Source organism: Brachybacterium phenoliresistens, from assembly GCF_000576425.1.
GTDB classification, from domain to species: domain Bacteria; phylum Actinomycetota; class Actinomycetes; order Actinomycetales; family Dermabacteraceae; genus Brachybacterium; species Brachybacterium phenoliresistens.
Map to the genome: position 1 here is coordinate 1 of NZ_KK069995.1, position 26,452 is coordinate 26,452.

Annotated in this window: 27 protein-coding genes and 1 pseudogene; 11 read left to right on the forward strand and 17 right to left on the reverse strand. The window is 71.8% G+C overall.

Annotated features, from left to right (window positions below; genetic code table 11):
* From BF93_RS10760 to BF93_RS10775, 4 genes are all read right to left on the reverse strand, one after another.
* Positions 1 to 1,975, reverse strand: a 1,975-nt coding sequence (locus BF93_RS10760; protein ID WP_038372623.1) for a PhoX family protein, incomplete at its 3' end; no start/stop codon positions are given.
* Positions 1,976 to 2,141: 166 nt separating this feature from the next.
* Positions 2,142 to 2,555, reverse strand: coding sequence for a universal stress protein (locus BF93_RS10765; RefSeq protein ID WP_038372624.1), 414 nt, complete (start codon positions 2,553 to 2,555; stop codon positions 2,142 to 2,144).
* 34 nt (positions 2,556 to 2,589) lie between these two features.
* A complete protein-coding gene (locus BF93_RS10770) occupies positions 2,590 to 4,032 on the reverse strand; it encodes an APC family permease (RefSeq protein ID WP_038372625.1) in 1,443 nt (480 codons plus the stop codon).
* A 92-nt stretch (positions 4,033 to 4,124) separates the two neighbouring features.
* The gene (locus BF93_RS10775) at positions 4,125 to 5,642 is read right to left on the reverse strand and encodes an LssY C-terminal domain-containing protein (protein ID WP_038372626.1); all 1,518 of its coding nucleotides are present in this window, start codon (positions 5,640 to 5,642) and stop codon (positions 4,125 to 4,127) included.
* A gap of 70 nt (positions 5,643 to 5,712) precedes the next feature.
* Here BF93_RS10775 and BF93_RS10780 point away from each other — a divergent pair, with 70 nt between their 5' ends.
* On the forward strand, positions 5,713 to 6,558 hold the full coding sequence (locus tag BF93_RS10780; protein ID WP_038372628.1) for an aldo/keto reductase: 846 nt from the start codon (positions 5,713 to 5,715) through the stop codon (positions 6,556 to 6,558).
* 118 nt (positions 6,559 to 6,676) lie between these two features.
* On the opposite strand, the gene BF93_RS10785 is transcribed toward BF93_RS10780, so the two are convergent.
* The 5 genes from BF93_RS10785 to BF93_RS10805 form a co-directional block, all read right to left on the reverse strand.
* Complete coding sequence (locus BF93_RS10785; RefSeq protein ID WP_462934460.1) at positions 6,677 to 7,771, reverse strand: IS110 family RNA-guided transposase; 1,095 nt, start codon at positions 7,769 to 7,771, stop codon at positions 6,677 to 6,679.
* A gap of 231 nt (positions 7,772 to 8,002) precedes the next feature.
* Entirely contained in the window at positions 8,003 to 8,758 is a 756-nt protein-coding gene (locus BF93_RS10790; protein ID WP_038372630.1) for an iron ABC transporter ATP-binding protein, read from the reverse strand.
* Positions 8,755 to 9,909, reverse strand: a complete 1,155-nt coding sequence (locus BF93_RS10795) for an iron chelate uptake ABC transporter family permease subunit (RefSeq protein ID WP_084148466.1) — start codon at positions 9,907 to 9,909, stop codon at positions 8,755 to 8,757. Before BF93_RS10795 ends, BF93_RS10790 begins: the two co-directional genes overlap by 4 nt.
* On the reverse strand, positions 9,902 to 10,888 hold the full coding sequence (locus BF93_RS10800) for an ABC transporter permease (RefSeq protein ID WP_051486847.1): 987 nt from the start codon (positions 10,886 to 10,888) through the stop codon (positions 9,902 to 9,904). The genes BF93_RS10795 and BF93_RS10800 overlap by 8 nt, the downstream gene beginning before the upstream one ends.
* On the reverse strand, positions 10,888 to 11,898 hold the full coding sequence (locus tag BF93_RS10805) for a siderophore ABC transporter substrate-binding protein (RefSeq protein ID WP_198025414.1): 1,011 nt from the start codon (positions 11,896 to 11,898) through the stop codon (positions 10,888 to 10,890). The genes BF93_RS10800 and BF93_RS10805 overlap by 1 nt, the downstream gene beginning before the upstream one ends.
* A gap of 161 nt (positions 11,899 to 12,059) precedes the next feature.
* Here BF93_RS10805 and BF93_RS10810 point away from each other — a divergent pair, with 161 nt between their 5' ends.
* From BF93_RS10810 to BF93_RS10820, 3 genes are all read left to right on the forward strand, one after another.
* Positions 12,060 to 12,749 (forward strand): phosphatase PAP2 family protein, encoded by a 690-nt coding sequence (locus BF93_RS10810; protein ID WP_051486848.1) that lies wholly within the window; start codon positions 12,060 to 12,062, stop codon positions 12,747 to 12,749.
* 78 nt (positions 12,750 to 12,827) lie between these two features.
* Positions 12,828 to 13,415, forward strand: a complete 588-nt coding sequence (locus BF93_RS19015; RefSeq protein ID WP_051486849.1) for a hypothetical protein — start codon at positions 12,828 to 12,830, stop codon at positions 13,413 to 13,415.
* Positions 13,416 to 13,751: 336 nt separating this feature from the next.
* Positions 13,752 to 14,405, forward strand: a complete 654-nt coding sequence (locus BF93_RS10820; RefSeq protein WP_038372633.1) for a YdcF family protein — start codon at positions 13,752 to 13,754, stop codon at positions 14,403 to 14,405.
* On the opposite strand, the gene BF93_RS10825 is transcribed toward BF93_RS10820, so the two are convergent.
* Positions 14,406 to 15,494, reverse strand: a complete 1,089-nt coding sequence (locus BF93_RS10825) for an FUSC family protein (RefSeq protein WP_084148468.1) — start codon at positions 15,492 to 15,494, stop codon at positions 14,406 to 14,408.
* A gap of 79 nt (positions 15,495 to 15,573) precedes the next feature.
* Between BF93_RS10825 and BF93_RS10830 the strand changes: the two genes are divergently transcribed.
* Positions 15,574 to 17,040: a purine-cytosine permease family protein gene (locus tag BF93_RS10830; RefSeq protein ID WP_038372634.1), complete on the forward strand. Its 1,467-nt coding sequence runs from the start codon at positions 15,574 to 15,576 to the stop codon at positions 17,038 to 17,040.
* Between the two features lie 61 nt (positions 17,041 to 17,101).
* Here BF93_RS10830 and BF93_RS20060 read toward each other — a convergent pair.
* Positions 17,102 to 17,740, reverse strand: a pseudogene (locus tag BF93_RS20060) (flavin reductase family protein).
* On the reverse strand, positions 17,623 to 18,222 hold the full coding sequence (locus BF93_RS10840) for a superoxide dismutase (protein ID WP_038372635.1): 600 nt from the start codon (positions 18,220 to 18,222) through the stop codon (positions 17,623 to 17,625). Before BF93_RS10840 ends, BF93_RS20060 begins: the two are co-directional and overlap by 118 nt.
* Before the next feature lie 93 nt (positions 18,223 to 18,315).
* Here BF93_RS10840 and BF93_RS10845 point away from each other — a divergent pair, with 93 nt between their 5' ends.
* Positions 18,316 to 18,876 (forward strand): cysteine hydrolase family protein, encoded by a 561-nt coding sequence (locus BF93_RS10845; RefSeq protein WP_038372637.1) that lies wholly within the window; start codon positions 18,316 to 18,318, stop codon positions 18,874 to 18,876.
* Entirely contained in the window at positions 18,873 to 19,412 is a 540-nt protein-coding gene (locus tag BF93_RS10850) for a DUF488 domain-containing protein (protein ID WP_038372639.1), read from the forward strand. Before BF93_RS10845 ends, BF93_RS10850 begins: the two co-directional genes overlap by 4 nt.
* 108 nt (positions 19,413 to 19,520) lie before the next feature.
* On the opposite strand, the gene BF93_RS10855 is transcribed toward BF93_RS10850, so the two are convergent.
* Together BF93_RS10855 and BF93_RS10860 are read right to left on the reverse strand one after the other, a co-directional pair.
* Positions 19,521 to 20,408, reverse strand: coding sequence for a phosphotransferase family protein (locus tag BF93_RS10855; protein ID WP_038372640.1), 888 nt, complete (start codon positions 20,406 to 20,408; stop codon positions 19,521 to 19,523).
* A 27-nt stretch (positions 20,409 to 20,435) separates the two neighbouring features.
* Positions 20,436 to 20,891: a DUF2231 domain-containing protein gene (locus BF93_RS10860; protein WP_038372641.1), complete on the reverse strand. Its 456-nt coding sequence runs from the start codon at positions 20,889 to 20,891 to the stop codon at positions 20,436 to 20,438.
* Positions 20,892 to 20,971: 80 nt separating this feature from the next.
* Here BF93_RS10860 and BF93_RS10865 point away from each other — a divergent pair, with 80 nt between their 5' ends.
* The 4 genes from BF93_RS10865 (at position 20,972) to BF93_RS10880 (ending at position 23,197) form a co-directional block, all read left to right on the forward strand.
* Entirely contained in the window at positions 20,972 to 21,478 is a 507-nt protein-coding gene (locus tag BF93_RS10865) for a sigma-70 family RNA polymerase sigma factor (RefSeq protein ID WP_038372643.1), read from the forward strand.
* Entirely contained in the window at positions 21,475 to 22,155 is a 681-nt protein-coding gene (locus BF93_RS10870; protein ID WP_038372644.1) for an anti-sigma factor family protein, read from the forward strand. The genes BF93_RS10865 and BF93_RS10870 overlap by 4 nt, the downstream gene beginning before the upstream one ends.
* Positions 22,156 to 22,220: 65 nt before the next feature.
* Positions 22,221 to 22,733 carry a COG4315 family predicted lipoprotein gene (locus BF93_RS10875; RefSeq protein WP_038372645.1) on the forward strand — a complete coding sequence of 171 codons (513 nt, stop codon included), beginning with the start codon at positions 22,221 to 22,223 and terminating at the stop codon, positions 22,731 to 22,733.
* Positions 22,734 to 22,759: 26 nt separating this feature from the next.
* Entirely contained in the window at positions 22,760 to 23,197 is a 438-nt protein-coding gene (locus BF93_RS10880) for a VOC family protein (protein ID WP_038372647.1), read from the forward strand.
* Positions 23,198 to 23,309: 112 nt separating this feature from the next.
* On the opposite strand, the gene BF93_RS19020 is transcribed toward BF93_RS10880, so the two are convergent.
* The 3 genes from BF93_RS19020 to BF93_RS10895 all read right to left on the reverse strand — a co-directional run bounded on the left by BF93_RS19020 (position 23,310) and on the right by BF93_RS10895 (position 26,411).
* Complete coding sequence (locus BF93_RS19020; protein ID WP_051486851.1) at positions 23,310 to 24,146, reverse strand: hypothetical protein; 837 nt, start codon at positions 24,144 to 24,146, stop codon at positions 23,310 to 23,312.
* A gap of 290 nt (positions 24,147 to 24,436) precedes the next feature.
* The gene (locus BF93_RS10890) at positions 24,437 to 25,732 is read right to left on the reverse strand and encodes a sensor histidine kinase (RefSeq protein ID WP_038372649.1); all 1,296 of its coding nucleotides are present in this window, start codon (positions 25,730 to 25,732) and stop codon (positions 24,437 to 24,439) included.
* A 1-nt stretch (position 25,733) separates the two neighbouring features.
* Positions 25,734 to 26,411 (reverse strand): response regulator transcription factor, encoded by a 678-nt coding sequence (locus tag BF93_RS10895; protein WP_038372650.1) that lies wholly within the window; start codon positions 26,409 to 26,411, stop codon positions 25,734 to 25,736.
* Between the last annotated feature and the right edge of the window lie 41 nt (positions 26,412 to 26,452).

The following is a 26,452-nucleotide window of genomic DNA, read 5'->3' on the forward strand; positions in this document are numbered from 1 at the left end:
AGGAGCGCTGGGCGCCGAACTCGCCGTCCTCGCCCGGGTGCTGGACGGAGACGAAGGCGGTGCGGTCCTGGTCGCGGATGATCGGGCCGCAGGTCTCGGCATCGATCGGCACCGACAGGAACTGCTCCACCCGGCCGCGGGCGTCGCCCTCGAGGGTCACGCGGAACAGGCCGTCGTTGTAGCCGATGCCCGACGGCGCGCCGTCGGTCGAGATCCACAGGTTGCCGACGGAGTCGAAGGCCAGGTTGTCCGGGCAGGAGATCGGCGAGACCTGCTCGACCGGGAAGCCGGAGAAGTAGGTCTGGTCGCCCTGCGCCGGGTCGCCCGCCACCAGCAGCAGGTTCCACGCGAAGGTCGTGGAGGTCTGGTCGCCCTGCTCGTCGATCTCGACGATGTGCCCGTCCCGGTTCTCCGTGCGGGGGTTGGCCTCGTCCGGCGCGGCGTGATCCTCGACGCCGCGGTTGGAGTTGTTCGTGCAGGCCACGTACACGCGGCGGCTGTGCAGGGACGGCTCGACGTCCTCGCAGCGGTCCATCTTCGTCGGGCCCACCGCATCGGCCGCGAGGCGGGTGTGCACCAGGACCTCCTCGAGGGTGAACCCCTCGACGGCGCTCTCGCCGTCCAGCACCAGCGGCAGCCACTCCCCTGCGCCGTCGAAGGCGCCGTCGGACGGCAGCGCACCGGAGCCGTCGATCTCCGCGGCCGGCGAGTTGCCGGTGAACTTCGCGACGAACAGGTCGCCGTTCTCCAGCAGCGTCTTGTTGTGCTCCCGATCGCCCTCGATGTACGTGTCGCGCGAGACGAACTTGTACAGATAGTCGAACCGCTCATCATCGCCCGAGTACGCGACCGCGCGGCCGTCCTCGGCGATGATCACGTTGGCGCCCTCATGCTTGAAACGCCCCAGGGACGAGTGCTTCTTCGGGGTCGACGTCGGATCCCAGGGGTCCACCTCGACGATGTAGCCGAAGCGGTTGATCTCGTTCTCGAATCCAGGGGTGCGGGCGTCGAAGCGCTCGTGCACGGTCTCCCAGCCGCGGGCGGTCGCCTCATCGGCCAGCCCGTAGCGCTGCTGCTCCGGGGAGTCGCCGGGAGCGCGGAAGTAGCCGTTGAAGTTCTCCTCGCCGCTGAGCAGCGTGCCCCACGGCGTCAGGCCGCCCGCGCAGTTGCCCAGAGTCCCGAGGATGATGCGCCCCTCGGGGTCATCGACCGTGGTGACGAGGTCGGAACCGGCCGCAGGACCGGTGAGCTCGAACTCCGCGTCCAGGAGGATGCGGCGGTTCAGCTCTGCGCCCTTCACGTAGCGGTACGGCGAGGCGGCGTCCTCGCGCTCGAGCTCGACGACGGTGAGGCCGTGGGCCGCCATCCCGATCTCGATCGCGTCCTCGGCGTCGGTGTCCGCCGGCAGCATGATGTTCTCGTTCGTGTACTCGTGGTTCACGAACATCACGGCGCGCTTGCCGCCGGACTCCGGGATCTCCTGGATCTCCGTGTAGTCGTTGTTGTAGCCGAACTGCAGCTTCTGCGCCTCGGCGCTCTGGGCGTTCCAGTCGAAGTCGGGGGCTTCGTCGAACAGCGGGTCGCCCCAGCGGATCACGGGATGCCAGTCGAAGCCCTCGGGGACCGTGAACTCGTCGACCTCGAACTGCACCGGGGCGATCGCCTCGAAGTCGAGCTTGGTGCCGTTCGGGGCGAGCGCAGGAATCGGGCCGAAGGCGGAGCCGCCGGTCGCGGGCGCACCGGCGGCCAGAGCACCCTGCGTACCTGTCAGCGCGATGGCCAGGGCGCTCGTCCCACCGCCCAGCAGGGCGCGGCGGGACAGCGCGCGGGAGGCGATGTCGCGGAAGTAGCCGTTCGACGAGGTGTTGCAGGTCTCGCCCACGCAGGCGTTGTTGCACTTCAGGGCACAGGTCACGGCGGAGCGCTTGCCGCGCGTGTGGCCCTGCATGAGGAGGGGCAGCTGGATCGGGGGCATGCGGGATCCCTTCGGGAAGGTCGGTCGCACGCACGGCAGCACGGCCCGCGCGGCAGGGGCCCGACCACACTCGCCCCCTCAGGTGGCGCGACCCGCACGGCCAGGAAGCCGGCAGGTGAACAGCGCGGGAGGTCTCGCCGCGCACCGCCCATTCCGCCCGCAGACCTCAGAACCGCGCCGGCGGCACGAACCCCTTCGGCTTGACCAGCACGACCGGCGCCGGCGACTCGATCGCGACGCGCTGGGAGGTGGAGCCCAGCAGGATCTTCCCGATCGGGGTGCGCTTGCGGATGCCCAGGACGACCAGGTCGATGCCCTCGGACTCGATCGCCTCGAGGATGTCATCGGCCGGGTCGTCGCGGCGCGGGACGGTGCGCAGCTCGTAGGGCACCCCGGACTCCTCGAGCCGCTGCTCGAGGGAGCGCTCGTCGGTGACGGCCTTGGCCTTGCTCGGGTTGACGGCCTTCTCCGAGGCGAGCACGAGCAGCGAGGCGGAATGCTGCTCGGCCTCGGCGATCGCGAAGCCGAGGGCGGCCTCGCTGGTGGCGCTGGGGACGTAGGCGACGAGGATCTTCTTCATGCTTCTGGCTCCCTGCTGGCTGGGACGGGACGGCTCAGTCGCGGCCGATGTCGTCGGGGTGGTGGAAGCGGGTCCGGCGGGCCTTGACCGCGCCGTTGTACAGATAGGTGACCAGGTACAGCAGCAGCCCGATGCCCAGCAGCGCCCCGCCGATCGCATAGTTCCGCCCCGTCTGGGCGATGGGCGTGATGAGGATGAACGCGGTGGTCGCGCCGATGTACGGCAGCACCGTCGGGGTCACGAAGTGGTCGGCGTCCACGTGGTCCTTGCGCAGCACCAGCACGGAGATGTTGACCAGGCAGAACACGGCCAGCAGCAGCATGGCGGTGGTGCCGCCGAGGGCGCCGATGGTCTCCTCGCCGAGCACGAAGCGGACGGTGAGGATCAGCAGCACGCCGAGCGCCGTCGAGAAGATGATCGCCGTCCACGGGGAGCGGCGGTGCGGCAGCACGGCCTTCATGAACGCGGGGACGACGCCCTGCTTCGCCATGCCGTACAGCAGGCGGGAGGCCATCATCATGTTGATGAGCACGGTGTTGGCGACCGCGAAGATGGAGATGATCGGGAAGATCGTCTCGATGGGGATGTCGAGGTCCGCCTTCTCCACCACGCTCAGCAGCGGGGTGGTGGCGCTGGTCAGCTCGCCGATCGGCACGACGGCGACGGCGGTGACGGAGACCAGCACGTAGACCACGCCCGTGATCGACAGGCCCGTCAGCAGCATCTTCGGGAAGTTCTTGAGCGGGTCGACGACCTCCTCGGCCATGTTCACCGAGTCCTCGAAGCCGACCATGGAGAAGAAGGCGAGGGCCGTCGCGCCGATCACCGCGATGAACAGGCTCTTGTCGCCCTGCGTCTCGAACAGGATGACGCGCGAGAAGTCCGCCTTCCCCTCGCCGATGGCGATGAACCCGACGATCAGCACGATCGCGAGGCCGCTCAGCTCGATGAGGGTGAGGCCGACGTTGAGCTTCACCGACTCGCTGACCCCGTACATGTTCACGCAGGCGATGATGCAGATGAACACCACGGCGATCATGGTGGCCAGGAGCTTGGAGCCGGACTCGCCCATCGACTCGTCCAGGTGGAAGACCTTCAGCACGTTCTCGGCGAGGAACACCGAGCTGGTCGCCGCCGAGGTGATGCCCGAGGACAGCACCGCGAAGGTGACCATGAACGTGAGGAAGTGGATGCCGAACGCCTTGTGCACGTACAGGGCGGCGCCCGCGGCCTGCGGGTACTTGGTGACCATCTCGAGGTAGGACAGCGCGGTCACCAGGGCGACCGCGAAGGCGATGATGATCGGCAGCCAGCCGGCGCCGCCCACCTCGCCGGCGACCTTGCCGGTCAGCGAGTAGACGCCGGTGCCGAGGATGTCGCCGACGATGAACAGGAGGAGGAGCTTGGGGGTGATGGCCTTCTTCAGCTCGGTCTGCGGTGCGGACGAGCCGGCAGCCGGCGCGGGTGCCTGGGTCATGCGGTACTCCTGGGGAAGGGAATGCGTCGCAGGGCCGAGGGGCCCCGCAGTGCCCGCACTCTATACCACGGTGACCCCCGTCACCCGGCCCCTCAGTCGGTGCGCTGGGCCCGCGTGACGTGGACCCGGCGCGTGCCCACCCATAGCCTCGTGGCCTCGGACGTCATCGACATGACGCCCAGGGCGGACAGCCCGACGGCCACCAGCGTGGAGTGCGCGATGCTCCCGGAGGTCGAGGTCGCCACCAGCAGCTGGCTGGAGGCATCGGCCGTGAACAGCGCGATCAGCCCCAGGCGGGCCCAGCGGCTGCGGCGCAGCACCCCGGCGAGGAACACGATCGCCAGCACGCTGAAGGCGGTGCCGGCGAGGATCTGCTCGCGACCGGGCAGGAGCAGCCCGGCCTCGGCGATCCGGCCCGTGAGGTCCGCGCCGAGCCCGAGGGCGACCCACTGGATCACCACGGCGATGGTCTGGACCAGGATGATCAGGCCGGTCAGGATGACCGTCGGCGGCGGCAGATGGTGGTCGGCGGCGCCCGCGACGGCGTCCCGGAAGTCGGTGAGGACGTCGTGCCACTGGTCGGCGAGCTCGTGGGCGTCGCCCTGGGCGGCGGCGTGCAGGGCCGCCTGGGTGGCGGCGGCCGCGCGCGGCTTGAGCACGCTGATGCCGGTGGGCCGATGCCGCGGCAGCATCACCGCGGTCGCCCCCGGCGAGCGCTGCGCGGCGCCGGTGACGTCGACGACCGGCAGGTCGCCGTCGGTGCGCAGGCGGTCGCCCTGCCCGTTGCGATGGTGGTAGGCGGTGGAGAAGTCCTCGATGACCTCGACCTCGACGGCCGGATCGGCGTAGCGGACGGTGTCGACGATGTAGTCCCGCTCGATGTCGATGTCCTCATCGATGCGATGCGTGAACTGCAGGGTGAACATCGAGAAGCCGACGGCCCGGTCGTAGGTGCCGGCGGCCAGCCAGTCCGCGCGGTACCCGCCGGGCAGCACGAAGCTCTCCGGCAGCCGCCAGAAGCGCACATGATGGCGCTTGGAGGTGCTGCCGCCGACCTCCTGCTGGTACGTGAAGTCGTGGCGCCGCCCCAGCAGGTACAGATCGGACACCGGCGCCGCGGGGTAGGAGCGGCGCAGCAGGGTCGCGACCACCATCGACCAGGCCGAGCCCAGGGTGCGCTCCTCGGCGAGGACCCAGCCGGCACGGCGCATCGCCACGTGCAGGTCCTTCTCCTCGCCGTCGAAGGCGATGTTGATGGGGTCCGAGAGCACCCCCTCGGTGCTGCGGGTGCGGCCGAAGAAGTAGTCCGGCAGGTAGATCCACGTCAGCAGCTGGTGCAGCCGCGGCAGGGTGATGTAGGTGAACAGCACCCAGAACACCAGCAGGTACAGCAGGCGCACCGGCGTCAGCGAGAAGCCCTGGAACAGGTACAGCAGCGCCAGCCAGATGCTGATGACGAGGCCGGCGACGACGAACAGCGCGTCGAGGACCTGGTAGATCTCGCCGCGGCGGCCGCGCTCGACGTGTCCCGGAGGGTGATCGTAGACCGGCGGCCGCGTGGGGACGGGACGGTCCAGCGGCACCATCCGCGGCGGGCGCTGGGTGGGCATGGATCCATCGTAGAGGGCGCGCGTCCGAGCCCTCTGGGACCGTCCGCCGGGCGCACGTAGGGTGGAGGACATGGCCACTGTTCCCACGCTCCGCTTCCACGACGACCACGCCATCCCCCAGCTCGGCTACGGCGTGTTCAAGGTCGATCCGGCCGTCGCGGCCGACGTCACCGGGCAGGCCCTGCGGGCCGGCTACCGCCACATCGACACCGCCGCCGCCTACGGCAACGAGGAGGGCGTCGGGCAGGCGATCCGCGAGTCCGGCATCCCCCGCGACGAGCTGTTCGTGACCACCAAGCTGTGGGACGACGCCCACGCCTACGACGACGCCCTCGCCGCGGCCGATGCCTCCCTCGAGCGGCTGGGCCTGGAGTACGTGGACCTGTACCTCACGCACTGGGCAGTGCCCGCGCAGGGCCTGTACGTCGACGCGTGGAAGGCGCTGATCGAGCTGCAGCGTCGCGGGAAGGTCCGCTCCATCGGCGTCTCCAACCACCCCGTGCCGCAGCTGGAGGAGATCATCGAGGCCACCGGCGTGGTCCCCGTCATCCACCAGATCGAGCTGCACCCCTACTTCCAGCAGCGCGAGCTGCGCGCCGTGCACGAGCGCCACGGCATCCTCACCGAGGCCTGGGGGCCGCTGGGCCAGGGCAAGAGCGACCTGCTGGAGAACCCGGTGCTCGCCGACATCGCGGCCGCCCGTTCGGCGACGCCCGCGCAGGTCGCGATCGCCTGGCAGCTCGCGCACGGGCACGTCGTGATCCCCAAGTCGGTGACGCCCTCCCGCATCGAGGAGAACCTCGGCGCGAAGGACCTGGCGCTCACCTCGGAGGAGGTCGCGGCGATCGACGCCCTGGACCGCCCCGACGGCCGCGGCGGCATGGACCCGGCCCAGCGCCCCCTGCCCGGCGCCTGAGCCGCCCCGCGAGATGTCATTCTCCGTCGCTTGAACACCCGTTCAAGCGACGCAGAATGACATCTGGCGCAGCGCCGGGGCCGTGCCGGCAGGTCGGCCGGGGATGCTCCTATGGATGTCAAGCGGCCGGGGCGAGGTCGGTGAGGGTGGTTAGGGTCGGGTGTTGCCTGGCGTAGAGGTCGTCGGTGAGGGCTCGGTAGATCTCGCGTGCGATGTGTCGTTTCAGGCAGCGCATGATGTCCTTCTTCGAGAGGCCTTGCTCGGTGCGCCGCTGGACGTAGACCCGAGTTCGATCATCCCAACGCATGCGAGACAGCACGATGGTGTGCAGCGCGTGGTTGGCCGCCCGGTCTCCGCCGCGATTGAGCCGGTGACGGTCCCGACGTCCGGAGGAGGCGGGGATCGGGGCGACACCGCACAGGTGGGCAAACGCGGCCTCGGAGCGCAGCCGGTCGGGGTTGTCCCCGGCCGTGGCCAGGAGCTGGCCGGCGACGTCCGGGCCGACGCCCATACGACCCAGGAGCGTGGGGGCCGCCTGGGCGGTCAGGGTCTTCAGCTCGGCATCAAGCTCAGTGATCTCCTCGCTCAAGATCAGGATCCGACGACCCAGCCGGCGCAGTGCAGCCTTGGTCGCCCCGAGCGGGGCACTGCAGTCACCTCCGGGGCGTAGGCGGACGCAGGCCGTGGCCAGCTCGATGGCCGATAGACCGCGCAGCTGGGCTCGGAGCGCCTCGGGGGCGGTGATCAACAGCTGCCGGGCCTGGTTGATGGCCTGGGTCCGGGCCTTGACCGCCGAGCGTCGCGGCACACGCAGGGCGCGGATGGCCTCGACGATCCCGTCACGGGCCTTCGGGACCCCGGTGGCGCGACCGGAAGCCACGGCGGTGGCGGCGGCATAGGCGTCGATCGGGTCGGACTTGCCCTTGAGACGGCGGGTCTTTCGGTCCGGTCGGTCGACCTCGACCACCCTCAGCCCGCCGCGGGCCAGCACCCGGGCCAGCTCGGCCCCGTAGGCACCGGTGCCCTCGACGCCGACCGCGGCCACGGTCCCATGGGAGCCGAGCCAGGACAGCAGGTCTCGGTAGCCGGCACCGCTGGCCGGGAACTCTTCATCGGCCAGGTGCCGGCCAAGAGGATCGATCACCGCAGCGTGGTGGGTTTCGCCGTGGGTGTCGACGCCGGCGATGACTTCGCGAAGCTGATCGGTCATCATGGTCATTGCTGTCCCTCTCGCTGATCCCGGTGGGCAGCACGCGCCGGCCGGGCGGGCGGACAAGACAGTGGCGGGGCTTCTGAACCAAGCTCCTATGAGGTCACAGACTCCCGTCCGGTCGCGTGCGCAGCGATCCCCGAAGTGGGCCGACAAATCCCAAACAAGACAGCTGGAGCGTCGGTCAGTAGGTGAGTCAGACCCACCTGGGAACCACTACCTCCATCATCACTGTCAGTAGTAGACCGCGAGGGGCCCGTCGGGGCCGTCGATCACCTGGACCGGGGTGTCGAAGACGCGGGTGAGGACCTCGGAGGTCATGATCTGCGCGCTCGGCCCGTGCTCGAGGACGCGGCCGCCCTGGACGGCGCAGATGCGGTCGGCGTAGCGGCCGGCGAAGTTGATGTCGTGCAGGACGATGACGATGGTGCGGCCCAGCTCCTCCGCGGCGCGGCGCAGGTGGCGCATCATGTGCACCGAGTGCTTCATGTCCAGGTTGTTCAGCGGCTCGTCCAGCAGCACGTACTCGGTGTCCTGGGCGAGGACCATGGCCACGTAGGCGCGCTGGCGCTGCCCGCCGGAGAGCTCGTCGAGGTAGCGGCCCTCGAGCTCCCCGAGGTGGAGGAAGTCGATGGCCTCGCTGATCCGCTCCTCGTCGGCCGCGGTCAGCCGCCCCTGCGAGTGGGGGAAGCGGCCGAAGCCCACCAGCTGCCGCACCGTCAGCCGGGTGACGACGTGGTTCTCCTGCCGCAGGATCGACAGCACCTTCGCGAGGTCCTTCGAGCGGGTGGTGGACACGTCCATCCCGGCGACCTCGATGGTGCCCTCGTCCAGGCCCAGCAGGCGGCCGATCATCGTCAGCAGCGTCGACTTGCCGGCGCCGTTGGGCCCTACCAGGGCGGTGACGCCGCCGGCCGGGATCTCCAGGTCCACGGGGCCGATGCGGACCTCGCTGCTGTACTGCTTGCTGACGGTGCGGAGCGTGATCACAGGCGACCCTTTCGGAGGATGACCGCGAGGAAGATCGAGCCGCCGATCAGCTCGATGATGATCGAGACGTACCCCTGCGCGTAGAAGACGTGCTTCATGACGAAGTAGGCGCCCGAGAGCACGACGAAGGCGGTGAGGAAGGCGACGGGCAGGACGAGGCGGTGGTCGTGGGTGCCGGCCGCCTGGTAGGCGAGGGTCGCCACCAGGAAGCCGAAGAACGTCATCGGCCCGATCATCGCGGTGGAGACGGCCATCAGCAGGGAGACCAGCAGCAGCACGAGGATCGTCTCGCGGCGATGGTCGATGCCCAGGTTGGTGGCCTGCTCCTTCCCGAGCGCCACGACGTTCAGCCGCCGCGAGCGCAGCAGCAGGACGGTGCCGGCGAGGACGACCAGCGGGATCGCGATCGGCAGCTGGTCGACATCGGCGTTGGACACCGAGCCGAACAGGCGCGCGGCGAGCACGTCGAACTCGCTGGGCGTGAGCAGGCGCTGCATGAAGGTGGAGACGGCGCCGAGCCCTCCGCCGATGACGATGCCGACCAGCAGCATGACCTGCATGTTCGCGGAGCGGCCGGAGAGGAGCCAGCCGTACAGCAGAGCGGACAGCGCCATCATCGCCGCGATCTGCAGGACGAACTGGGTGGTGCCCTGGAGGGCGGTGAGCCCGGCGACGCCGAGGACGTACACCGCCGTGGTCTGGATCGCCCGGTACAGCGACTCGAAGCCCATGATCGACGGCGTGATGATGCGGTTGTTCGTGACGGTCTGGAAGGCGACCGTGCCCAGAGCCTGGCAGAAGGCGACGAGCACCATCACCACGAGCGTGGTCACGCGCAGCTTCGCGATGATCCAGAAGCCCTCGGACCCGAAGGGCATCGGGTTGTCCAGGGCGAGGTAGCCCAGGCCGAAGGCGAGGGACAGCACGATCAGCGAGCCGAGCACGAGCGCGAATCGGCGGCGCGCCCGGGGCGTGGGCAGGGCGCCGGAGCCGGCCCGTCGACGGGACGGGGCATCGGAGCGGGCCCCGGCAGCGGGCGCGGTTCCGGACGGCGGCGCAGTCCCCGGCGCGGGCGCGGTTCCGGACGCGGGCGCGGTTCCGGCCGGGGCCGGGTGCCCGGATGGGGCCGGGGCGGCGGTGAGCTCAGCCATGCCGGCGCCTCCTCAGCAGGAGGGCGACGAAGACGACGGCGCCGACCACCCCGAGGATCAGGGAGACGGGCACCTCGAAGGGCATGATGATGGTGCGGCCCACCAGGTCGCACACGGTCACGATCCCGACCCCCAGCAGGCACACCCAGGGCAGGTTGCTGCGCAGGTCGTCGCCGCGGATGAGGGAGACGATGTTGGGGACGATGAGCCCGAGGAAGGGCAGGTTCCCCACCACGACCGTGACCACGCCGGTGGCGACGGCGATCAGCGCGGTGCCCAGCAGCACGATCCGGCCGTAGTGGAGGCCGACGGTCGTGGCGATCTCCTCGCCCAGTCCGGCCACGGTGAAGCGGTCGGCGACGACGAACACGGCGACGCCCACCAGCGCGACGATCCACAGCAGCTCGTACTGCCCGCGCAGCACCGAGGTGAAGGAGCCCGCGAACCAGACGCCGAGGCTCTGCAGCATGTTCGTCTTCACGGCGAGGAAGGTCGACAGGGAGCCGACGACGGCGCCGAGCATGATGCCGATGATCGGCACGATGAGCGAGCTGCGCAGCGAGACCCGCCGCAGGAACAGGAAGAACACCATGGTGCCGACGAAGGCGGCGACCACCGCCCCGGTCATCTTCGTGAGGATGCTGGCCTGCGGGGCCAGGATCATCACCACGAGCAGGCCCAGGCCGGCCCATTCGGTGGTGCCGGTGGTGGTCGGCTCGACGAAGCGGTTCTGCGTGAGCAGCTGCATGACCAGCCCCGACATGGCCATGGCGGCCCCGGCGAGGACGAGGCCGATGGTGCGGGGAATGCGGGTGATCGCGAACATCTGCGCGCCGTCGTCCTGGCCGAAGATGTCGTAGACGCCGGTGAACAGGGAGGCTCCCAGCAGCAGGCCGACGACCGCGACCCCGAGGAGCAGGGCCGGGTCCAGCAGGCGGCCCCTGCCCGGCGCTCGAGGGGCCGCGATCGTCGCGCTCATCAGGCCGTGCCCTCCAGGGCGTCGGCGAAGGTCGAGAAGAACTCGGTGTAGGTCTGGATGCCCTCGTTGGTGTACGTGTCCGCGGGCATGTAGACGATGTTGCCCTCGGCGACGGCGGTCACCGAGGCGAGCGCCTCGGAGGCCTCGAGCACCGCCGCGGCGGGCTGGTAGGACGGGTCATCGGCCGAGACGGCGGCATCGCGGTCCATCACCAGCAGCCAGGTCGGGTTCGACTGGGCGATCGCCTCGACGGAGACGTCGTCGCCCTGGTGGTCGTCGCTGGACTCGGGGACCTCGAGCGCGGGGGTGAGGCCGAGCGTGGGGAACATCGGCCCGAAGGTGCGGCCGTTGCCGGGGGCCGAGTAGCCGATCTCGCCGCCGGAGGTGATCACGGCCATCACGGTCTGCGCCGGGTCGTAGGCGGCCTTGACCCGCTCGATCTGGGCGTCGAGCGCGGCGCCGAGCTCCTGCGCCTCCGACTGCTTGGAGAAGACCTCGCCGAGCACGCCCACCTGGCGGGTGAGCTCGGCGAAGAAGTCCTCGCCGTCGCGCGGGTCCAGGGAGAGGACGGTCGCGCCGGGGACGAGCTTCTCGATGTCCTCCTGGAACTGGGTGAAGCGCTGGCCGTTGACGACGACGTCGGGCTGCGCGGCCACGATCGCCTCGAGGTCGGGCTCGTTGTGCGTGCCGAGGTCGACGATGGAGTCGTCCTCGGTGTAGCCGATGGTGGAGGGCATGAGGGAGACGGCGGCGGCGGTCAGCGGGATGCCCCAGTCATGGAGGGTCTCGAAGGTGCGGTTGTCGGTGGCGACGACGGACTGCACGGGCAGGGAGATGGTCTTCTCGCCGTCGTTGTCCTCGATGGTCACCGAGGCGGCGTCGCCGCCGGCGTCGCTGGCCCCGCCCTGGGCCGGGTCCTCGACCTCGGAGGAGGAGCAGGCGGCGGCGAGCAGGCCGATGGCCCCGGCGGCGGAGAACGCGCCCAGGCGGCGGCGGGAGATCGCGGTCATGTGATGTCCTTCGGTCGGCATGGCTGTCGTCACGAAGGTTAGCCTCACCTCGCCCGATTAAGACAGTCAGGGCTTGCGTTATCGAGAAGCTCACACGGACAGTAACGATCGCATAACCACTTGGGGTGCGCGGGGCCGCGATGATGGCGGATGCTGGGGCGATGATCCCTGCGCCTCCCCGTCCTCTGCCCTGGGCCGCCCTGGCGCTCGCGAGCGTGCTCGCGGCGTGCGCTCTGGGATGGTGGGTCCTCGCCGCCCCGGCGGTCGACGACCTCGACATGCTCGGGGTACGCGCCGTGAACACGCTCCACTCCCCCGCCACCGACGCCCTCGCCCGCGGCATCGACGTGCTGTTCGGGCCGATGGGCTCGGCGATCGTGTGGATCCTCGCGGTCCTCGCCGCCCTGCTGCTGCGCGGCTCCCGCGCCGCCCTGTGGACGGGCCTGGTCGCGGGCGTGCCGTGGGCGGCCTCCCGCCTGGTCAAGGAGCTGGTGCGGCGCGAGCGCCCCGACCTGGGGGTGCTCGACCACGTGCTGATCGACCACCCGGCCTCGGCGAGCTTCCCCAGCGGGCACACCGCCTTCGCCGCGGCGCTCGCGACGACGCTCGTGCTGGCGCTGCCGCCGGGCGGCAGGCGCCGCATCGCCGTCGCGGCCGGCGCCCTGCTCGTGCTGGCGGTCGCCTGGTCCCGGATGGCCCTGGGCGTGCATCACCCCAGCGACGTGCTGACCTCCATGATCCTCATGCCCGTCCTCGCCCTGTGCACGGCGCGCCTGCTCGCCGCGGCCGGCCTCCCCCGCCCGCTGGGCGCCGACCGGGGACCGGCCAGGGCACGCTGCCAGGCCGATTGACGCCTGCAGCGGGCAGCCCTCGTCTCGCCTGCGCATGGTGTGGGTACTCTGACCCGCATGACGTCGGAGAGTCCTGAAGTGATCAGCATCATCCAGGGGTTCCTGTCGGGCGAGATCAGCGATGCCGTTTTTCTGGAGGAGCTCTGCGGCGACCGGCTCGACGGTCTGCGCCACTGGCCGAATGCGCCGGCGTACGTTCCACACCGTGACCTGATGCAGTACCTCCTGCTTGCCGACATCGACACTCCAGATGGCCGGTACGCCGTCACGAGCGTGCTGGAGGAATATCTGCGTGATCATGGCGCCGCTGTGGCTCCTACGACACGAGGACGGAAAGCCGCGTCCGACTACGAACTCTTGCTTGACGTCCAGCCTCGTTGGCTCGACGTCACGGGGGACGAAATGAAGGAGCTGCTCGCCGCTGCTGCAGACGCCCCCGAGGACTCACGACGAGCTCAGCTGAAAGCCATGATCAAGGAGCGCTACCGGTACTTGCGACGACCGCCGCGATGGCTGCAGTCACCACAATGGCCGCTGGTAGAGCAACGGGCTGCGGTTTTCGTCGGACAGCTCGATGTGTCCGCTCTCCATCACGACACCGCACATCTGTACGTGTTCGTCGATGAGCACAGCGGCAATGTCGTCACCGTGACGCAGCAGATGTAGCTCCCCGAGATGCTGCGCCATTGCTTGCGCTTGTCGACGCATCGCTCCACGAGGTCACGGCCACAGCAGCGGTGCCTTCGGACATCACCGTGCCCGGTTCGCGCGCGACGGGCACCCTTCGTCGACGAGAAGCCGATCCGGCCTGGTTCACGGTCGTCCGTTCGCGCCCTGTACCTGGATCTGCTCGAATGTCGGACATACTCGCCGTCCAGGACCCGTCCTCGGTACGAACGGGCCGATCTGATCCGGCCCCTGTGGCAGGCTCGGGGATGATCAGCGCATCGCACGCGTCCCGGGGCGCCGATGCGAAGACTTCGGGAACACGACAGGACCGACATGAACGCCGGCGTCGATGCCGATCCAGACCTCATCGAGACCGACAGCGGATTGATCCGCCCCGCTGACCTCATCATCATCTTCGGCACCCCTCATTGGACACCTGCTGAGGTCGCCGTGGATCTGTTCACCCGAGACCTGGCACCTCGGATCCTCGCGACAGGCGGCTCCTCGCGTCACGACGGGCGTCTCTGCGAATCCGAGATGCACAGGGATCTCATGGTGGCCCGGGGCGTCCCCGAGGACCGGATCCTCTGCGAGACGGCATCGGCGACGACGCTCGAGAACGCCGTCAACGCCCGCGCCGTCATCGACCGCTTGGGACCCGTGCACTCGGTGATCGCCGTGGTCAAGTGGTATCACCGTCGTGCCCTCGTGCATCTTGCCGAGCAGGTGCCCTCCCTCGAGCGGATCTACACCGCCGCATACGAGCCGTTCAACGGGGAGACCCGCCGCGGCATGACCCGCAGGACCTGGCAGGAGACCTCGCCGAAGAGCGTCCGCCGAGAGACCGCCTACCTGCGGACGATGATCGCGGAAGGCCGAGACGTGCTCGAACGCACCGATGCGGGATGGATCCGATCGCCGGGGCGCGCCAGGGCCGGCGCCGCGGGAGATCCGTCCGACCGTCGGGGATCCGTCCGACCATCCTGATCAGCGGGAGGGGCCCGCGCCGGAACTGCGGGGATCCGGACCGGGACCCTCCTTCCGGCGCAGCGCCGCTCCGATGAGCACGACGACGATGCCGACGCCGACGCCGATGGCGGTCTCCAGCACGCGCGCGTGGAGCATCGGCCCCACCGCCTGCGGGTGCGCCAGCTGCACCATGAGCAGGGCCAGCGGTGTGATGAAGCACAGGGCGAAGGCGTAGTTGCGCAGTACGTACAGCTCCGCGAGGAACTGCATCACCACCACCCACACCACCAGCTGCCAGGCCTGCGCGGGGAAGGACAGCAGGAACGCCGTCACCCCGATGCCGAGGATCGTGCCCAGCAGGCGGTGCACGCCCCGCTCGACCTGGGCGCCGTGCCCGGGGGCCGAGAGCGGGGAGACCGCCGCGATCTGCGCCCAGTACGGGAACGGCAGCCCGGAGACGATGCCGATGACCCCGGCGGCCAGCGCCGCGGCCAGATGCACCCCGCCGACCTCGGCCAGCTGCCGGCGGGTGAAGATCTCGCGGCGCGGGTCCACGCCCGCTCCGGGGTGGCGTTCACCCATGTAGTGACCCGCTAGCCCCAGCAGGACGCACCAGGAGGCAGTGCCGGCGGCGATCAGCAGGGCCAGCCACACCGGCGCTACGGAGGGCGCGGAGGAGATTGCCGCGACCGCGAACAGGGGGAACAGCGCGCCGCCGGGCTTGATGCCGCGCTTCGCGACGAGGGTCGCCGCGCCGGCGGCGACGAGCGCGCCGACGACCATCGCCGTCCACGGCAGGGCGCGATCCCCCAGCATCGGCCCGAGCGCGGCGAGGCTCGCGCCGATCCCCACGCACAGCGTGAGCACCAGGCCCATCAGGCTCTGCCGGCGGAAGCGCAGGGCGGTGGGCTCGTAGCGGGAGTAGATGCCGGTGAAGGCGCCGAACGCCGCGAACATCGCCCACTCGATCCGGTCGGTGGCCAGCAGCAGCGCCAGCGGCACGGCCAGCCCCACCGCGATCCGGAGGGCCGGGATGTGGTCGACCCGGCCCGGCGCGAGCGAGACCAGGCGGCGGGCGCGCTCCCGGACGGACGAGGGGACGGGCATGGGGGCTTCCTCCGCGCGTCCGGGACCGTGCGGCGGGCCTTCCGCCGCCGCCGTGCGCACCGGTGCCAGGATAGGGCGCATGAGCGCACCCCTCGTGGAGACCACCGGCATCGAGATCGTCGAGGAGTCGCAGCGCACCGCCCGGCCGCGGGACCTGTTCTGGCCGTGGTTCGCCGCGAACGTCTCGGTGTTCGGCATGAGCTACGGCTCGTGGGGGCTGGGCTTCGGCATCTCCTTCGCCCAGGCGGTGGTCGTGTCCCTGATCGGCATCGTCATCAGCTTCGCGCTGTGCGGGCTGATCGCGATCGCCGGCAAGCGCGGCAGCGCCCCGACGATGGTCCTCTCCCGCGCGGCCTTCGGCGTGCACGGCCAGAAGGTCCCCGGCATCGTCTCGTGGCTGACCTCGATCGGCTGGGAGACGATGCTGGCGATCTCCGCGGTGCTCGCCACGGCGACCGTGTTCCAGGCGCTGGGCCTCGCCTCCGGCACCGCGGTGCTGGTCATCGCCACGCTGGTGATCGCGGCGATCATCGTGACCGCCTCGGTGCTGGGCTACCACACCATCATGCGCATCCAGTCGGTGCTGACCTGGGCCACCGGCGCCATGACGATCGTGTTCATGGTCCTCACGATCCCGCACATCGACCTGGCGGCGGTCGCCTCGGCCCCCTCGGGGAGCGTGCAGCAGATGGTCGGGGCGCTGGTGATGGTGATGACGGGATTCGGCCTGGGGTGGATCAATATCGCCGCGGACTGGTCGCGCTACCAGCGGCGCAGCACCTCCGACGGCGCGATCGTCGCCTGGAACACCATCGGCGGCTCGGCCGCGCCGGTGATCCTGGTGGTCTTCGGCCTGCTGCTGGCCGGGTCCGATGCCGATGTCATGGCGCGGATCGGCGACGACCCGGTGGGCACCCTGGTCACGCTGCTGCCGCTGTGGGCGCTGATCCCCTTCTGGATCGTCGCCGTGCTGACCCTGGTCTCCGGCGCGGTCAACGGCATCTACTCCTCCGGCCTGACCCTGCTGAGCCTGGGGATCCGGATCCCCCGCCCGGCCGCCGCCTTCCTGGACGGGGCGATCCTCACTGCGGGGACGATCTGGGTGGTCTTCTTCGCCACGAGCTTCATCGGGCCGTTCCAGAGCTTCCTCATCACCCTCGGCGTGCCGATCGCCTCCTGGGCCGGGATCCTCATCGCCGATGTCCTCACCCGTCGCCGCGACTACGACGAGGCCGCCCTGTTCGACCCGTCCGGGCGGTACGGGTCGGTGGACTGGATCTCGATCGTCACCTTCGCGGCGACGTCCCTCGTCGGCTGGGGCCTGGTGGTGAACTCCTACGCCGAGGACGCCCCGTGGAACAACTGGCAGGGGTACCTGCTGGAGCCGCTGCGGATGGGCACCTTCGTCGACGACCCGGCCGGCGCCTACTGGGACGGCACCTGGGCCTACGCGAACCTGGGCGTGCTGTTCGCGCTGGTCGCCTCGTTCCTCATCACCCTGGTGGCCCGGCGCGGGAGGATCCGCCAGCAGGAACGGGACGCCTGACCCGGGACCCGCACGGGATCCCCTCGCAGATCGCCCCGTTCCGCGGCCCTCGCCGCCGGGGTCACTCGGCCGGGATCGGCGCCCCCGTGACGAAGCCGCGGTTCCAGCGCAGCAGCGGCGGGGCGTCGCGGTGGGCGCTGCCGCGACGCACCTCGCCGACGACCAGCAGCTGGTCGGCCACCGGCGTCACCGCATGCGTCGTGCACGCGAGGGCGACCAGCGCGTCGGGCAGGACCATCGGCCCCTCCTACGTGCGCTGCGCCCCCGCGGCCGCGAGCGCGGCCCGGCGCTCCTCGCGCGCGGTGCGGCCGGTGAGGGTGCGGACCAGGCCCAGGTGATCGGCGGCGAGGATCGACACGGCCCAGGGCGCGCCGGCCGCGATCGCGGCGGCGCCCGCCCGGGTGCGGCCCATCGACACGGCGATCGTGAAGGGATCCACGGAGGCGGTCAGCACGGAGGCGGCGATGAAGAACAGGTCCTCCTCGCCGTCCCGCGTGCTCACGAGGGTCACGCCGCTGCCGTACTGCGCGAAGCTGTCGTACAGGGCCGGCGCCGGGCGGGCGGAGGGATGCTGCGTGGCGGTCACGAGCGGGCGGCCTCCAGTCGGCGTGCGACATCGGCCCAGTTCACGACGTTCCAGAAGGCCGTGACGTAGTCCGCCCGGACGTTCGCGTAGTCGAGGTAGTAGGCGTGCTCCCACACGTCCAGCTGCAGCAGCGGGGTGATCCCGGCGGGGATGTTGCCCTGCTGGTCGTAGAGCTGGAAGATCACGGGCCGCTGCCCGAGCCCGTCCCATCCCAGCACCGACCATCCCGACCCCTGGACGCCGAGCGCCGTGGCGGAGAAGTGGGCCCGGAGCTTGTCGAGGGAGCCGAAGTGCTCCTCGAGCGTCGCACGCAGGGCGCCCTCGGGCTCGCCGCCGCCGTCGGGCGAGAGGTTCTCCCAGAACACGCTGTGGTTCCGGTGCCCGCCGAGGTGGAAGGCGAGGTCCTTCTCGAGCTGGTTGATGTGCGCGAAGTCGTTCTTCTCGCGGGCCTCGGCGAGCTGCTCGAGGGCCGTGTTGGCGCCGGTCACGTACGCCTGGTGATGCTTGGAGTGGTGCAGCTCCATGACCCGCGCCGAGATGTGCGGGGCGAGGGCGGAGTAGTCGTAGGGCAGGTCGGGCAGGGTGTAGACGGGCATCTGTCGTCCTCTCGTGTCGATGACGACGACGCTAGGACTTCACGTGCGCTTGAAGTCAAGCGGGGCCCGGGGCGGTTCCGTAGAGTCGCCTGCATGAGCAGCTCCCCGCCCGCAGCCCCCTGGCTCCTGGTCATCGACCCCCAGCGCATCTTCGCGGACCCCTCCTCCGACTGGGCGGCCCCGACGTTCCCCGCCGCGATGACGCAGATCCAGCGCCTGGCCGCGGCCATCGGCCCGCAGCGCACGCTGGTCACCCGCTGGCTGCCGACCGCCGACCGCTCGACCTCGTGGGGCGACTACTTCGCGGCCTGGCCCTTCGCGGACGTCCCGGCCGACGACCCGCTGTACGCCCTGGTCGACGGCGCAGAGCAGCTGTCCGACCGGCCCACGATCGACGAGCCGACCTTCGGCAAGTGGGGTCCGCAGCTCGCCGGGATCGTCGGCGCGGGAGCGGAGCTGCTGGTCACCGGGGTCTCCACGGACTGCTGCGTGATCACCACCGTCCTCGCGGCGGCCGATGCCGGCTGCCGCGTCACCGTGGTCACCGACGCCTGCGCCGCCTCCACGCCGGAGGACGGCGCGGCCGCCCTGCACACCCTGGGCCTGTTCCCGCCGCAGGTGCGCCTGGCGCGGGCGGCCGATCTGCTGCCATGACGCCGCCGCTGATCACCGTCGGGCACGGGCAGCTGGACCGCGAGCAGCTGACGGAGCTGCTGACCGGCGCCGGCGTCGAGCATCTCGTGGACGTGCGCCGCTTCCCCGGCAGCCGGACCCACGAGGCCGCGGCCCGCGGCGCGATCCCCGACCTCTGCGCCGCGGCCGGCATCGGCTACCGCTGGGACGAGCGCCTGGGCGGGCGCCGCCGGCTCACGGCGGCCGAGGACGCCGAGACCCCCGACACGTGGTGGCGGGTCGCGGCGTTCCGCGCCTACGCCGCCTGGACCCGCAGCGCCGACTTCCGGGCCGGGGCCCAGGAACTCGCGGCCGATGCCGCGGCCGCGCGCACCGCGATCCTCTGCTCGGAGGCCGTGTGGTGGCGCTGCCACCGGCGCCTCATCGCCGACGTGATGCTGCTCGAGCACGGCATCGAGGTCCTCGACCTGCTGCACTCCGGCGCGCTGAACCCGCACGAGCCCAGCGAGGGCGCCCGCCTCGACGCCGACGGGCGGGTGATCTGGGACGGCCGGTGATCCGGGACGCGGTGATCGGGGACGCCGGGTGACCCGGGTACGTGGCCTGGGGCGTGGTGACTGCGGGACGGGGGTGACTGCGGGACAGGGTGGCCCGGGCGCGGCGCCTCACCCGGCGGCGCGCAGCACCTGCACGATCAGCTCCTCGACGCGGGCCCGCATCCCGGCGGGATCCACCGGGGCGCGCCCGCCGACCTGGATCGGGATGAACTCCTCCCACGCCGGGGAGAAGTCCAGCAGCTCGCCCATCAGCCAGGCCGGATCGACGCGGGTGCCCGTGAGCGCCTGGTACCGGCCGAGGAAGGACCATGCCCGCGCGGCGTCGTGGAGGACGGTCAGGTTGAGCATGCAGTGGCCCACGTCGCGGCCGGCATCGGCCACGCCGCAGCCCGTCCAGTCCACCACCCCGGTCAGCGCGCTGCCCGTCCACAGCACGTTGAAGTGCTGGTAGTCGCCGTGGGCGAGCACCGGGCGCCGGGGGTCGTCCGCCGAGACCGCGAGGTCGAGGGCGGCCGCGCCCTCCGGGAGCCCGGCCATCCAGGCGCGGCGGCGGGGATCGGCCATGTCCGCGTGGCGGGGGCAGGGCTCGAGGTCGGGGCCCGGCGGCAGGTCGTGGATCGCGGCGAGACGGGCGGCGAGCGCCTCCAGCCAGCCCGGGACGTCCTCGGGGTCGAGCACGCCCCGCCCCGGCAGGCAGGTCATCAGCGTGCTCGGCCTGCCGGTGCGCTCCCCCTCCGGGTCGGCGGCGATCAGTCCCGGTGCGCCGATGCCGCCTCCGGCGAGGAGCTCCAGGGCCGCCGCCTCCCGGCGGGCGCACTCCCGCGGCCACGGGCCGTCCTCGGGCCAGCGCCGCAGGACCACCGCGGGAGCATCGGCCCCCGTGAGGTCCAGGCGGTACATGGCCTGGGACAGGCCTCCGGTCAGCGGGGTGATCGCCGCGATCCGGGTGCGCGGGCCGAGCACCTCCCGCACCCACGGCTCCACGATGTGCTGCATCCGAGCACTGTAGCGGCCGGTCCCCGCTCAGCCGCCCCAGACCGAGCGGGCGCCTGCCTCGCCGATCATCACCACCAGCGTCGTCGCGCCGACGGCGGCGACGACCGCCGTCGCGCCGAGCAGCCGCGGGACCAGGCGGCCCGGCTCCTCGCGCCACCGGTACCAGGCCCACTGGGCGGCGGCGACCACGGCCATCGCGATCGTCCACGGCGGCAGCATCCGGGCGAGGCGGGCATGCTCCAGCACCCGCGGCGTCGGGCCGACCATGCCCAGGAGCACCTCGCCGGAGGCGATCGTCACCGGCACCAGCAGCATCACCAGCAGGGCCAGCAGGGGGGTCACCGCCCCGAGGCGGCGCCGCGCCGCCGGGACGAGGGTGCCCAGGACGAGGGCGAGGGCGCTGAGGGGGACCAGGACCACCACGGCGTGCACCACCAGCGGGTGCATCGGCAGGCCCATGACGCCGTCCAGGATCGGGTTCATACTCGGACCACGAGGGACGGGCCGCCGCGGTTCAGATGAACCTGCGGCGCCCCTGCCCCGTGTCACCGACGGAGGTGAGCATGGGCGAGGAGGACGCGACACGGCTGGGCGCGCTGTACGACGCCCACGCCGCGCCGATCCGGCGCTACGCGACGCGCCTGACCGGCGACGCCGCGGCGGCGGAGGACGTGGTCCAGGAGACGCTGCTGCGCGCCTGGCGCACGCCGAGGATCCTGGCCGACGACCCCGAGACCGTCCGGTCCTGGATGTTCACCGTGGCCCGCCACCTCGTCATCGACGAGGCCCGCAGCGCCCATCATCGCCGCGAGCAGCCGGTGGCGGAGGCCCCCGAGGTCGAGATGCGCGATGCGACCGACGCCGTCTTCGACCAGATGCTCGTCGAGGAGGCCCTCGCGACCCTCTCGGAGCCCCACCGCGCCGTCGTCGTGCGCGCCTACTTCGGCGGCATGTCCACCGCCCGCATCGCCCAGGAGCTCACCATCCCCGAAGGCACCGTGAAGTCCCGCATGCACTACGCGCTGCGCGCCCTGCGCCTGGCCCTGCAGGAGAGAGGAGTGACGCGATGAGCGAGCACCAGCGCCTGGCCGAATGGGACGCCGCCTACGTCCTGGGGGCCCTCGGCGCCGCCGATCGGGCGGAGTTCGAGGAGCACCTCGAGCACTGCGCCGCCTGCCGGGACGCGGTCGCGGAGCTGGCCCCCGTCCCCGGACTGCTGGCCCGCGTCCCCGCCGAGCGCGCCGAGGAGCTCCTGGCACCGGCCGATGCCGGGCGGGAGGCCCTGCTGGACCTCGGCGCGCACCGCGCCCGGCGCCGGCGCGGGCGGCGGGTGCTGACCGCCCTGGCCGCCGCCGCAGCGGCCGTCGCGCTGCTGTTCGCGGGATCGGCCCTGGACCTGCTGCGGCCCGCTGAGGAGACGGGGCAGGGCCCCGAGACGACCGTGGCGATGGAGCCGGTGGATGCCGCGCCGCTGCGGGCGAGCATCGGCATGACCACCGTCCCCTGGGGGACGAAGCTGGACGTGACCTGCAGCTACGAGGCCGATGCGTACGGCCGGCCCGGCGGCGGCGAGTATGAGCTGGTGGCCATCGGGGCCGATGGCCAGGAGACCTCGCTGTCCACCTGGCATGCGCAGCCCGGATCGACCGCCCTGCTCAGCGCCGGGACGGCGCTGCCGGCGGAGGAGATCCAGGCCCTCGAGATCCGCGCGGCGGACACCGGGGCCGTGCTCATGCGCTCGGGGTGAACCGCGGGCGGGCGGGTCTCGTGTCCTGGGTGACCGGGTTCCCGGTCCGGACCCAGGAGGCAGCCATGTCCATCGGAATCAGGCACGCGGCGCTCGGCGCGGCGGCGGTGATCGTGCTCGGCATCAGCGGATGCACGTCCTCGGGCGAGGGCGGGTCCGACGGCGGCGGAGGCGGCTACGGCGGCGGGGCCCCCGCGGAGGAGACCACGCAGGCCCCCGCCGCGGAGGGCGCCGCGCTCGGCGTCGCCGAGTCCGATCTCGGCCAGATCGTCGTCGACGGCGAGGGCATGACGGTCTACATGTTCGACAAGGACACCCAGGGCTCCGGGGCCAGCGCCTGCGAGGGGGACTGCGCCACCAACTGGCCGGCCGTCACCGTCGACGGCGATGCGCCCGAGGTCGAGGGCGTCACCGGGGAGGTCGGCACGATCACCGGGGTCGACGGCTCCACCCAGCTGACCCTGGACGGCTGGCCGCTGTACACCTTCATCGGCGACGAGGCCCCCGGGGACGTCGCCGGCCAGGGCGTGAACGAGGTGTGGTGGGTGCTGGACCCGGCCGGCACCCCGATCCGGTAGTCGGAGGCCGATGCTTCGATGGCCCCATGACGACACCATGGACCATGACCATCGACTGCACGGACGCCGTGCGCTGCGCGGCGTTCTGGCGCACGGCCCTCGGCTACGAGGACGCCCCTCCCCCGGCGGGCTTCGCCTCCTGGGAGGACTGGTTCGACGCCTGCGAGGTGCCCCTCGCCGAGCGCGGCGACGGCGCCGCCCTGGTCGACCCGGCCGGGACGGCGCCGCGCATCTCCTTCCTGCGGGTGCCGGAGCCGAAGTCCGTCAAGAACCGCCTGCACCTGGACCTCCAGGTCAGCGGCGGCCGGGCGGTCCCGGCGGAGGTCCGCCACGCACGGATCACCGGGGAGGTCGCCCGTCTCCTCGACGCGGGCGCGCAGGTGCTCTCCGAGCATCGGATCGGCGAGGACCTCGACCACGTGGTGATGGCGGACCCGGAGGGCAACGAGTTCTGCGTCGTGTGACGACGAGTTCTGCGTCGTGCGAAGGCCACCGGGAGCGGGTCGTCGTGCGGCGCCACCGCAGCGGCGCGGGGCGCCCGTCCGACGACGAGCGCCCCGCGTCCTCGTGATGGTGTCAGTCCTCGTCGATGTCCGTGGAGAGGACGGTGAGCGCCGCGTCGAGCTCGACGTCCGCCCCGGTGCCGTCCCCGGCCAGGACCTCGGCCTCGATCGCGGTCCCGGGATCGTCGGAGCTGGAGATCTCGGTGACGACGCCGTCCGCGACGCCCTCGGCGGAGGCCGCGTCCAGGGCGGCGGTCTCGATCGCCGGCAGCTGGGCGAGGTCGAGCAGCGGCTCGGCGTCGTCGTCCGCTTCGGTGTCGTCCTCGGCGCGGACCGTGACGGTGCCGTCGGCGGCGATGTGCACGTCGCTCTCGGTGCCGTCGCTCAGGCGCACCTCGATCTCGTAGCCGCCGCTGACGACCTCGATCGTCGTGACGCCCTCGGCGCCGGTCCCGGCGATGGCCTGGTCAGCGGCGGTGCGCATCGAGGCGGCATCGCTCGCGGGAAGGTCGGCGAGCCGGGAGTCCGCGTCGTCCCGGTCATCCGCATCGTCCGCGTCCCGGTCGTCCGCATCGTCCGCGTCCTGGTCGTCCGTATCGTTCCGGTCGTCCGTGTTGTCCGCATCGTCCCGGTCGTCCGCGTCGTTCGCATCGTCCCGGTCGTCCGCGTCGCGGTCCTGGTCGTCGGACCCGCTCTCGGCGGTGACGCCGCCGAGGTCGTCGCCGTCCATGCCCGGGCCGCCCAGAGCGTAGGCGGTGCCGCCGCCCAGGATGAGCACGGCTGCGGCGGCCGATCCCATCATGAGGGCGCGGGCGCGGCGGGGGCGGGTGCCGGCGGCGGACGCGGCGGCCCCGGTAGTCTCGGGGGAATCGGGGGTCTGGGGGGAGCTGGGGTTCATGTTCTCGGTCATGCATCCACCATGCTGAGCAGGCGCTGAAGCGGCCCTGAAGCGAGCTGAAAGCTTCTTCAGGCACGCGAGCCGAAGGGTTCCGGGTGCGGGGCGGTGCGTCGGCCGGTCGCGGCGGACATGAACGGCCGCCGGAGGGCCGCGAACCAGGCAATCGCCTGACTCGAGGACCTGGGGCGGCCTTCCGTGTCCGCGACCTCGCCCGATCTGCCTGTGGGCGCACGGGCTGGCAGCCGCCGCCCGCCGCCCGCCGACCCGGCCGCGGACGCGCCGGTCCGATCAGCCGCGACGCCTCACGCGCCGCGGTCCGCCGCCGGGAGGTCGAGGGTGAACAGCGCGCCCCCTGCGCTCCCCTGCCCGGCGGTGACGGTGCCGCCGTGAGCCCGGGCGATCTGCCGGACGATGGCCAGGCCCAGCCCGCTGCCCCCGGCGTCCCGGGCACGGCCCTCGTCGAGACGGGCGAAGCGCTCGAAGACCAGCTCGCGCTGGTCGACCGGGATCCCCGCGCCGTCGTCCTCGACCTGGACGCGCACGCGGCCGGCATGCTCGGCCACGCGCAGGGTCACGGTCCCCTCGGCGTGGCGGGCGGCGTTGTCGGTGAGGTTGCGCAGGGCCCGCGCCAGCATCGCCGGGTCCCCCTGCACCCGCGCCGGGCCGATCCCGCGCGCATCGACGGCCACGCCCAGACCGCGGAGCCGCGCGGCCTCCTCCAGGGCCAGGTCGTCGAGGTCGACCTCGGCCGTGACGCGGCCCTGTCCCTCGTCCAGGCGCGCCATCAGCAGCAGCGACTCGACCAGCTCCTGCATCCTCGCGCCCTCGCCCAGGACCACATCGCCGAGCGCGGCGAGGGAGGTCGCCTGCGGGTGGTCGCGGGCGAGCTCGGCATGCTGGCGCAGGGTCGCCAGCGGCGAACGCAGCTCGTGGGACGCGTCGCTGACGAAGCGCCTCTGCAGGACCTGCGCCTGCTGGATGCGGTCCAGGAGGTCGTTCATGGTCGCGGCGAGGTCCCCGAGCTCGTCCTGGCCCGCATCGACCCGCTGGGCGGGATCCGCGGCGTCGACCGTCTCGACCTGCCGTCGCAGGCGTTCGACCGGGGCGAGGGCCCGGCCCGTCACGACCCAGAGGACGACGCCGATGAGCAGGAGCACGATCGGCACGGCGACCACGAGCAGGACGCCTGCCGCGCGGGTCGCCTCATCGGCCCCCTCGAGCGGACGGGCGACGGTGAGCATGCCGGAATCGGTGCTCTCCGAGGCGGCGAGGTAGGCCTCGCCGTCCACCACGATCCGGGCGGTGCTGTCCTCGGGGACGGCCGGGAGGGCCGTCCCGTCCTCGAGGTTCGATCCGGAGCCCTCGAGCTGGACGAGGACGTCGTCGTCGACGTCGCGGATCGCGGCCGGATCGGACTCGGCCAGGTCGGCGTAGAAGTCGAGGTCCTGTCCGAGGGAGGTCGCGATCCCGGCGGTCAGGGTGCGGGAGAGGATCTGCACGGCGGCCACGGAGCCGAGGCCCAGGGCGAGGGCCAGGACGAGCAGCGCTCCGGCGGTGATGCGGGCGCGGATCGATCGGGAGAACACGGCGCGGGGCATCTCAGCCGCCCGTGGCGGACAGGCGATAGCCGGTGCCGCGCACCGTCTCGAGGGCCGCGCGCCCGAAGGGCCGGTCGATCTTCCGGCGCAGGTGCCCGATGTAGACCTCGACGATGTTGGGGTCGCCCTCGAAGTCCTCGCCCCACACGTTCGCGATCACCTCGCGCTTGGTGACGACCTCGCCGCGCCGGCGCAGCAGGAAGTCGAGCACGGACATCTCCCGAGCGGTGAGCGTGATCTCCGTGTCGCCGCGCACGACGCGGCGCGCGGCCGGGTCCAGCCGCAGGTCCCCGGCCTCGAGGAGGGCCGGGCGTTCCCGGCCGCCGCGGCGCGCCAGCGCCCGCAGCCGCGCCACGAGCACCGCGGAGGAGAACGGCTTGGTCATCCAGTCGTCGCCGCCGGTGTCCAGCCCCTCGACCTCGTCCCATTCGCCGTCCTTCGCGGTGAGGAACAGGACGGGGGTCGCATCGCCGTGCGCCCGCAGCTCACGGCACACCCGGTAGCCGTTCATCCCCGGCATCATGACGTCCAGGACGATCACGTCGTAGTCGTGGTCCTCGGCCAGCGCCAGGCCGCGCAGCCCGTCATGGGCGACGTCGACGACCATCCCCTCGGCCTCCAGGCCGCGGCGCACGCCGTCGGCCAGCCGCACCTCATCGTCCACGAGCAGGATCCGCATGGCCCCAGTCTGCCCGCGCCGCGCTGAAGCGGCGCTGAAGC

What these genes read in the sequence shown, in the direction of transcription:
- BF93_RS10765 (WP_038372624.1), bottom strand. Translation starts at nt 2,555, where the DNA reads ATGAAGAAGATCCTCGTCGCCTACGTCCCCAGCGCCACCAGCGAGGCC.
- BF93_RS10770 (WP_038372625.1), bottom strand. Translation starts at nt 4,032, where the DNA reads ATGACCCAGGCACCCGCGCCGGCTGCCGGCTCGTCCGCACCGCAGACC.
- BF93_RS10775 (WP_038372626.1), bottom strand. Translation starts at nt 5,642, where the DNA reads ATGCCCACCCAGCGCCCGCCGCGGATGGTGCCGCTGGACCGTCCCGTC.
- BF93_RS10780 (WP_038372628.1), top strand. Translation starts at nt 5,713, where the DNA reads ATGGCCACTGTTCCCACGCTCCGCTTCCACGACGACCACGCCATCCCC.
- BF93_RS10785 (WP_462934460.1), bottom strand. Translation starts at nt 7,771, where the DNA reads ATGATGACCGATCAGCTTCGCGAAGTCATCGCCGGCGTCGACACCCAC.
- BF93_RS10795 (WP_084148466.1), bottom strand. Translation starts at nt 9,909, where the DNA reads ATGGCTGAGCTCACCGCCGCCCCGGCCCCATCCGGGCACCCGGCCCCG.
- BF93_RS10800 (WP_051486847.1), bottom strand. Translation starts at nt 10,888, where the DNA reads ATGAGCGCGACGATCGCGGCCCCTCGAGCGCCGGGCAGGGGCCGCCTG.
- BF93_RS10805 (WP_198025414.1), bottom strand. Translation starts at nt 11,898, where the DNA reads ATGACCGCGATCTCCCGCCGCCGCCTGGGCGCGTTCTCCGCCGCCGGG.
- BF93_RS10810 (WP_051486848.1), top strand. Translation starts at nt 12,060, where the DNA reads ATGATCCCTGCGCCTCCCCGTCCTCTGCCCTGGGCCGCCCTGGCGCTC.
- BF93_RS10820 (WP_038372633.1), top strand. Translation starts at nt 13,752, where the DNA reads ATGAACGCCGGCGTCGATGCCGATCCAGACCTCATCGAGACCGACAGC.
- BF93_RS10825 (WP_084148468.1), bottom strand. Translation starts at nt 15,494, where the DNA reads ATGCCCGTCCCCTCGTCCGTCCGGGAGCGCGCCCGCCGCCTGGTCTCG.
- BF93_RS10830 (WP_038372634.1), top strand. Translation starts at nt 15,574, where the DNA reads ATGAGCGCACCCCTCGTGGAGACCACCGGCATCGAGATCGTCGAGGAG.
- BF93_RS10840 (WP_038372635.1), bottom strand. Translation starts at nt 18,222, where the DNA reads ATGCCCGTCTACACCCTGCCCGACCTGCCCTACGACTACTCCGCCCTC.
- BF93_RS10845 (WP_038372637.1), top strand. Translation starts at nt 18,316, where the DNA reads ATGAGCAGCTCCCCGCCCGCAGCCCCCTGGCTCCTGGTCATCGACCCC.
- BF93_RS10850 (WP_038372639.1), top strand. Translation starts at nt 18,873, where the DNA reads ATGACGCCGCCGCTGATCACCGTCGGGCACGGGCAGCTGGACCGCGAG.
- BF93_RS10855 (WP_038372640.1), bottom strand. Translation starts at nt 20,408, where the DNA reads ATGCAGCACATCGTGGAGCCGTGGGTGCGGGAGGTGCTCGGCCCGCGC.
- BF93_RS10860 (WP_038372641.1), bottom strand. Translation starts at nt 20,891, where the DNA reads ATGAACCCGATCCTGGACGGCGTCATGGGCCTGCCGATGCACCCGCTG.
- BF93_RS10865 (WP_038372643.1), top strand. Translation starts at nt 20,972, where the DNA reads ATGGGCGAGGAGGACGCGACACGGCTGGGCGCGCTGTACGACGCCCAC.
- BF93_RS10870 (WP_038372644.1), top strand. Translation starts at nt 21,475, where the DNA reads ATGAGCGAGCACCAGCGCCTGGCCGAATGGGACGCCGCCTACGTCCTG.
- BF93_RS10875 (WP_038372645.1), top strand. Translation starts at nt 22,221, where the DNA reads ATGTCCATCGGAATCAGGCACGCGGCGCTCGGCGCGGCGGCGGTGATC.
- BF93_RS10880 (WP_038372647.1), top strand. Translation starts at nt 22,760, where the DNA reads ATGACGACACCATGGACCATGACCATCGACTGCACGGACGCCGTGCGC.
- BF93_RS19020 (WP_051486851.1), bottom strand. Translation starts at nt 24,146, where the DNA reads ATGACCGAGAACATGAACCCCAGCTCCCCCCAGACCCCCGATTCCCCC.
- BF93_RS10890 (WP_038372649.1), bottom strand. Translation starts at nt 25,732, where the DNA reads ATGCCCCGCGCCGTGTTCTCCCGATCGATCCGCGCCCGCATCACCGCC.
- BF93_RS10895 (WP_038372650.1), bottom strand. Translation starts at nt 26,411, where the DNA reads ATGCGGATCCTGCTCGTGGACGATGAGGTGCGGCTGGCCGACGGCGTG.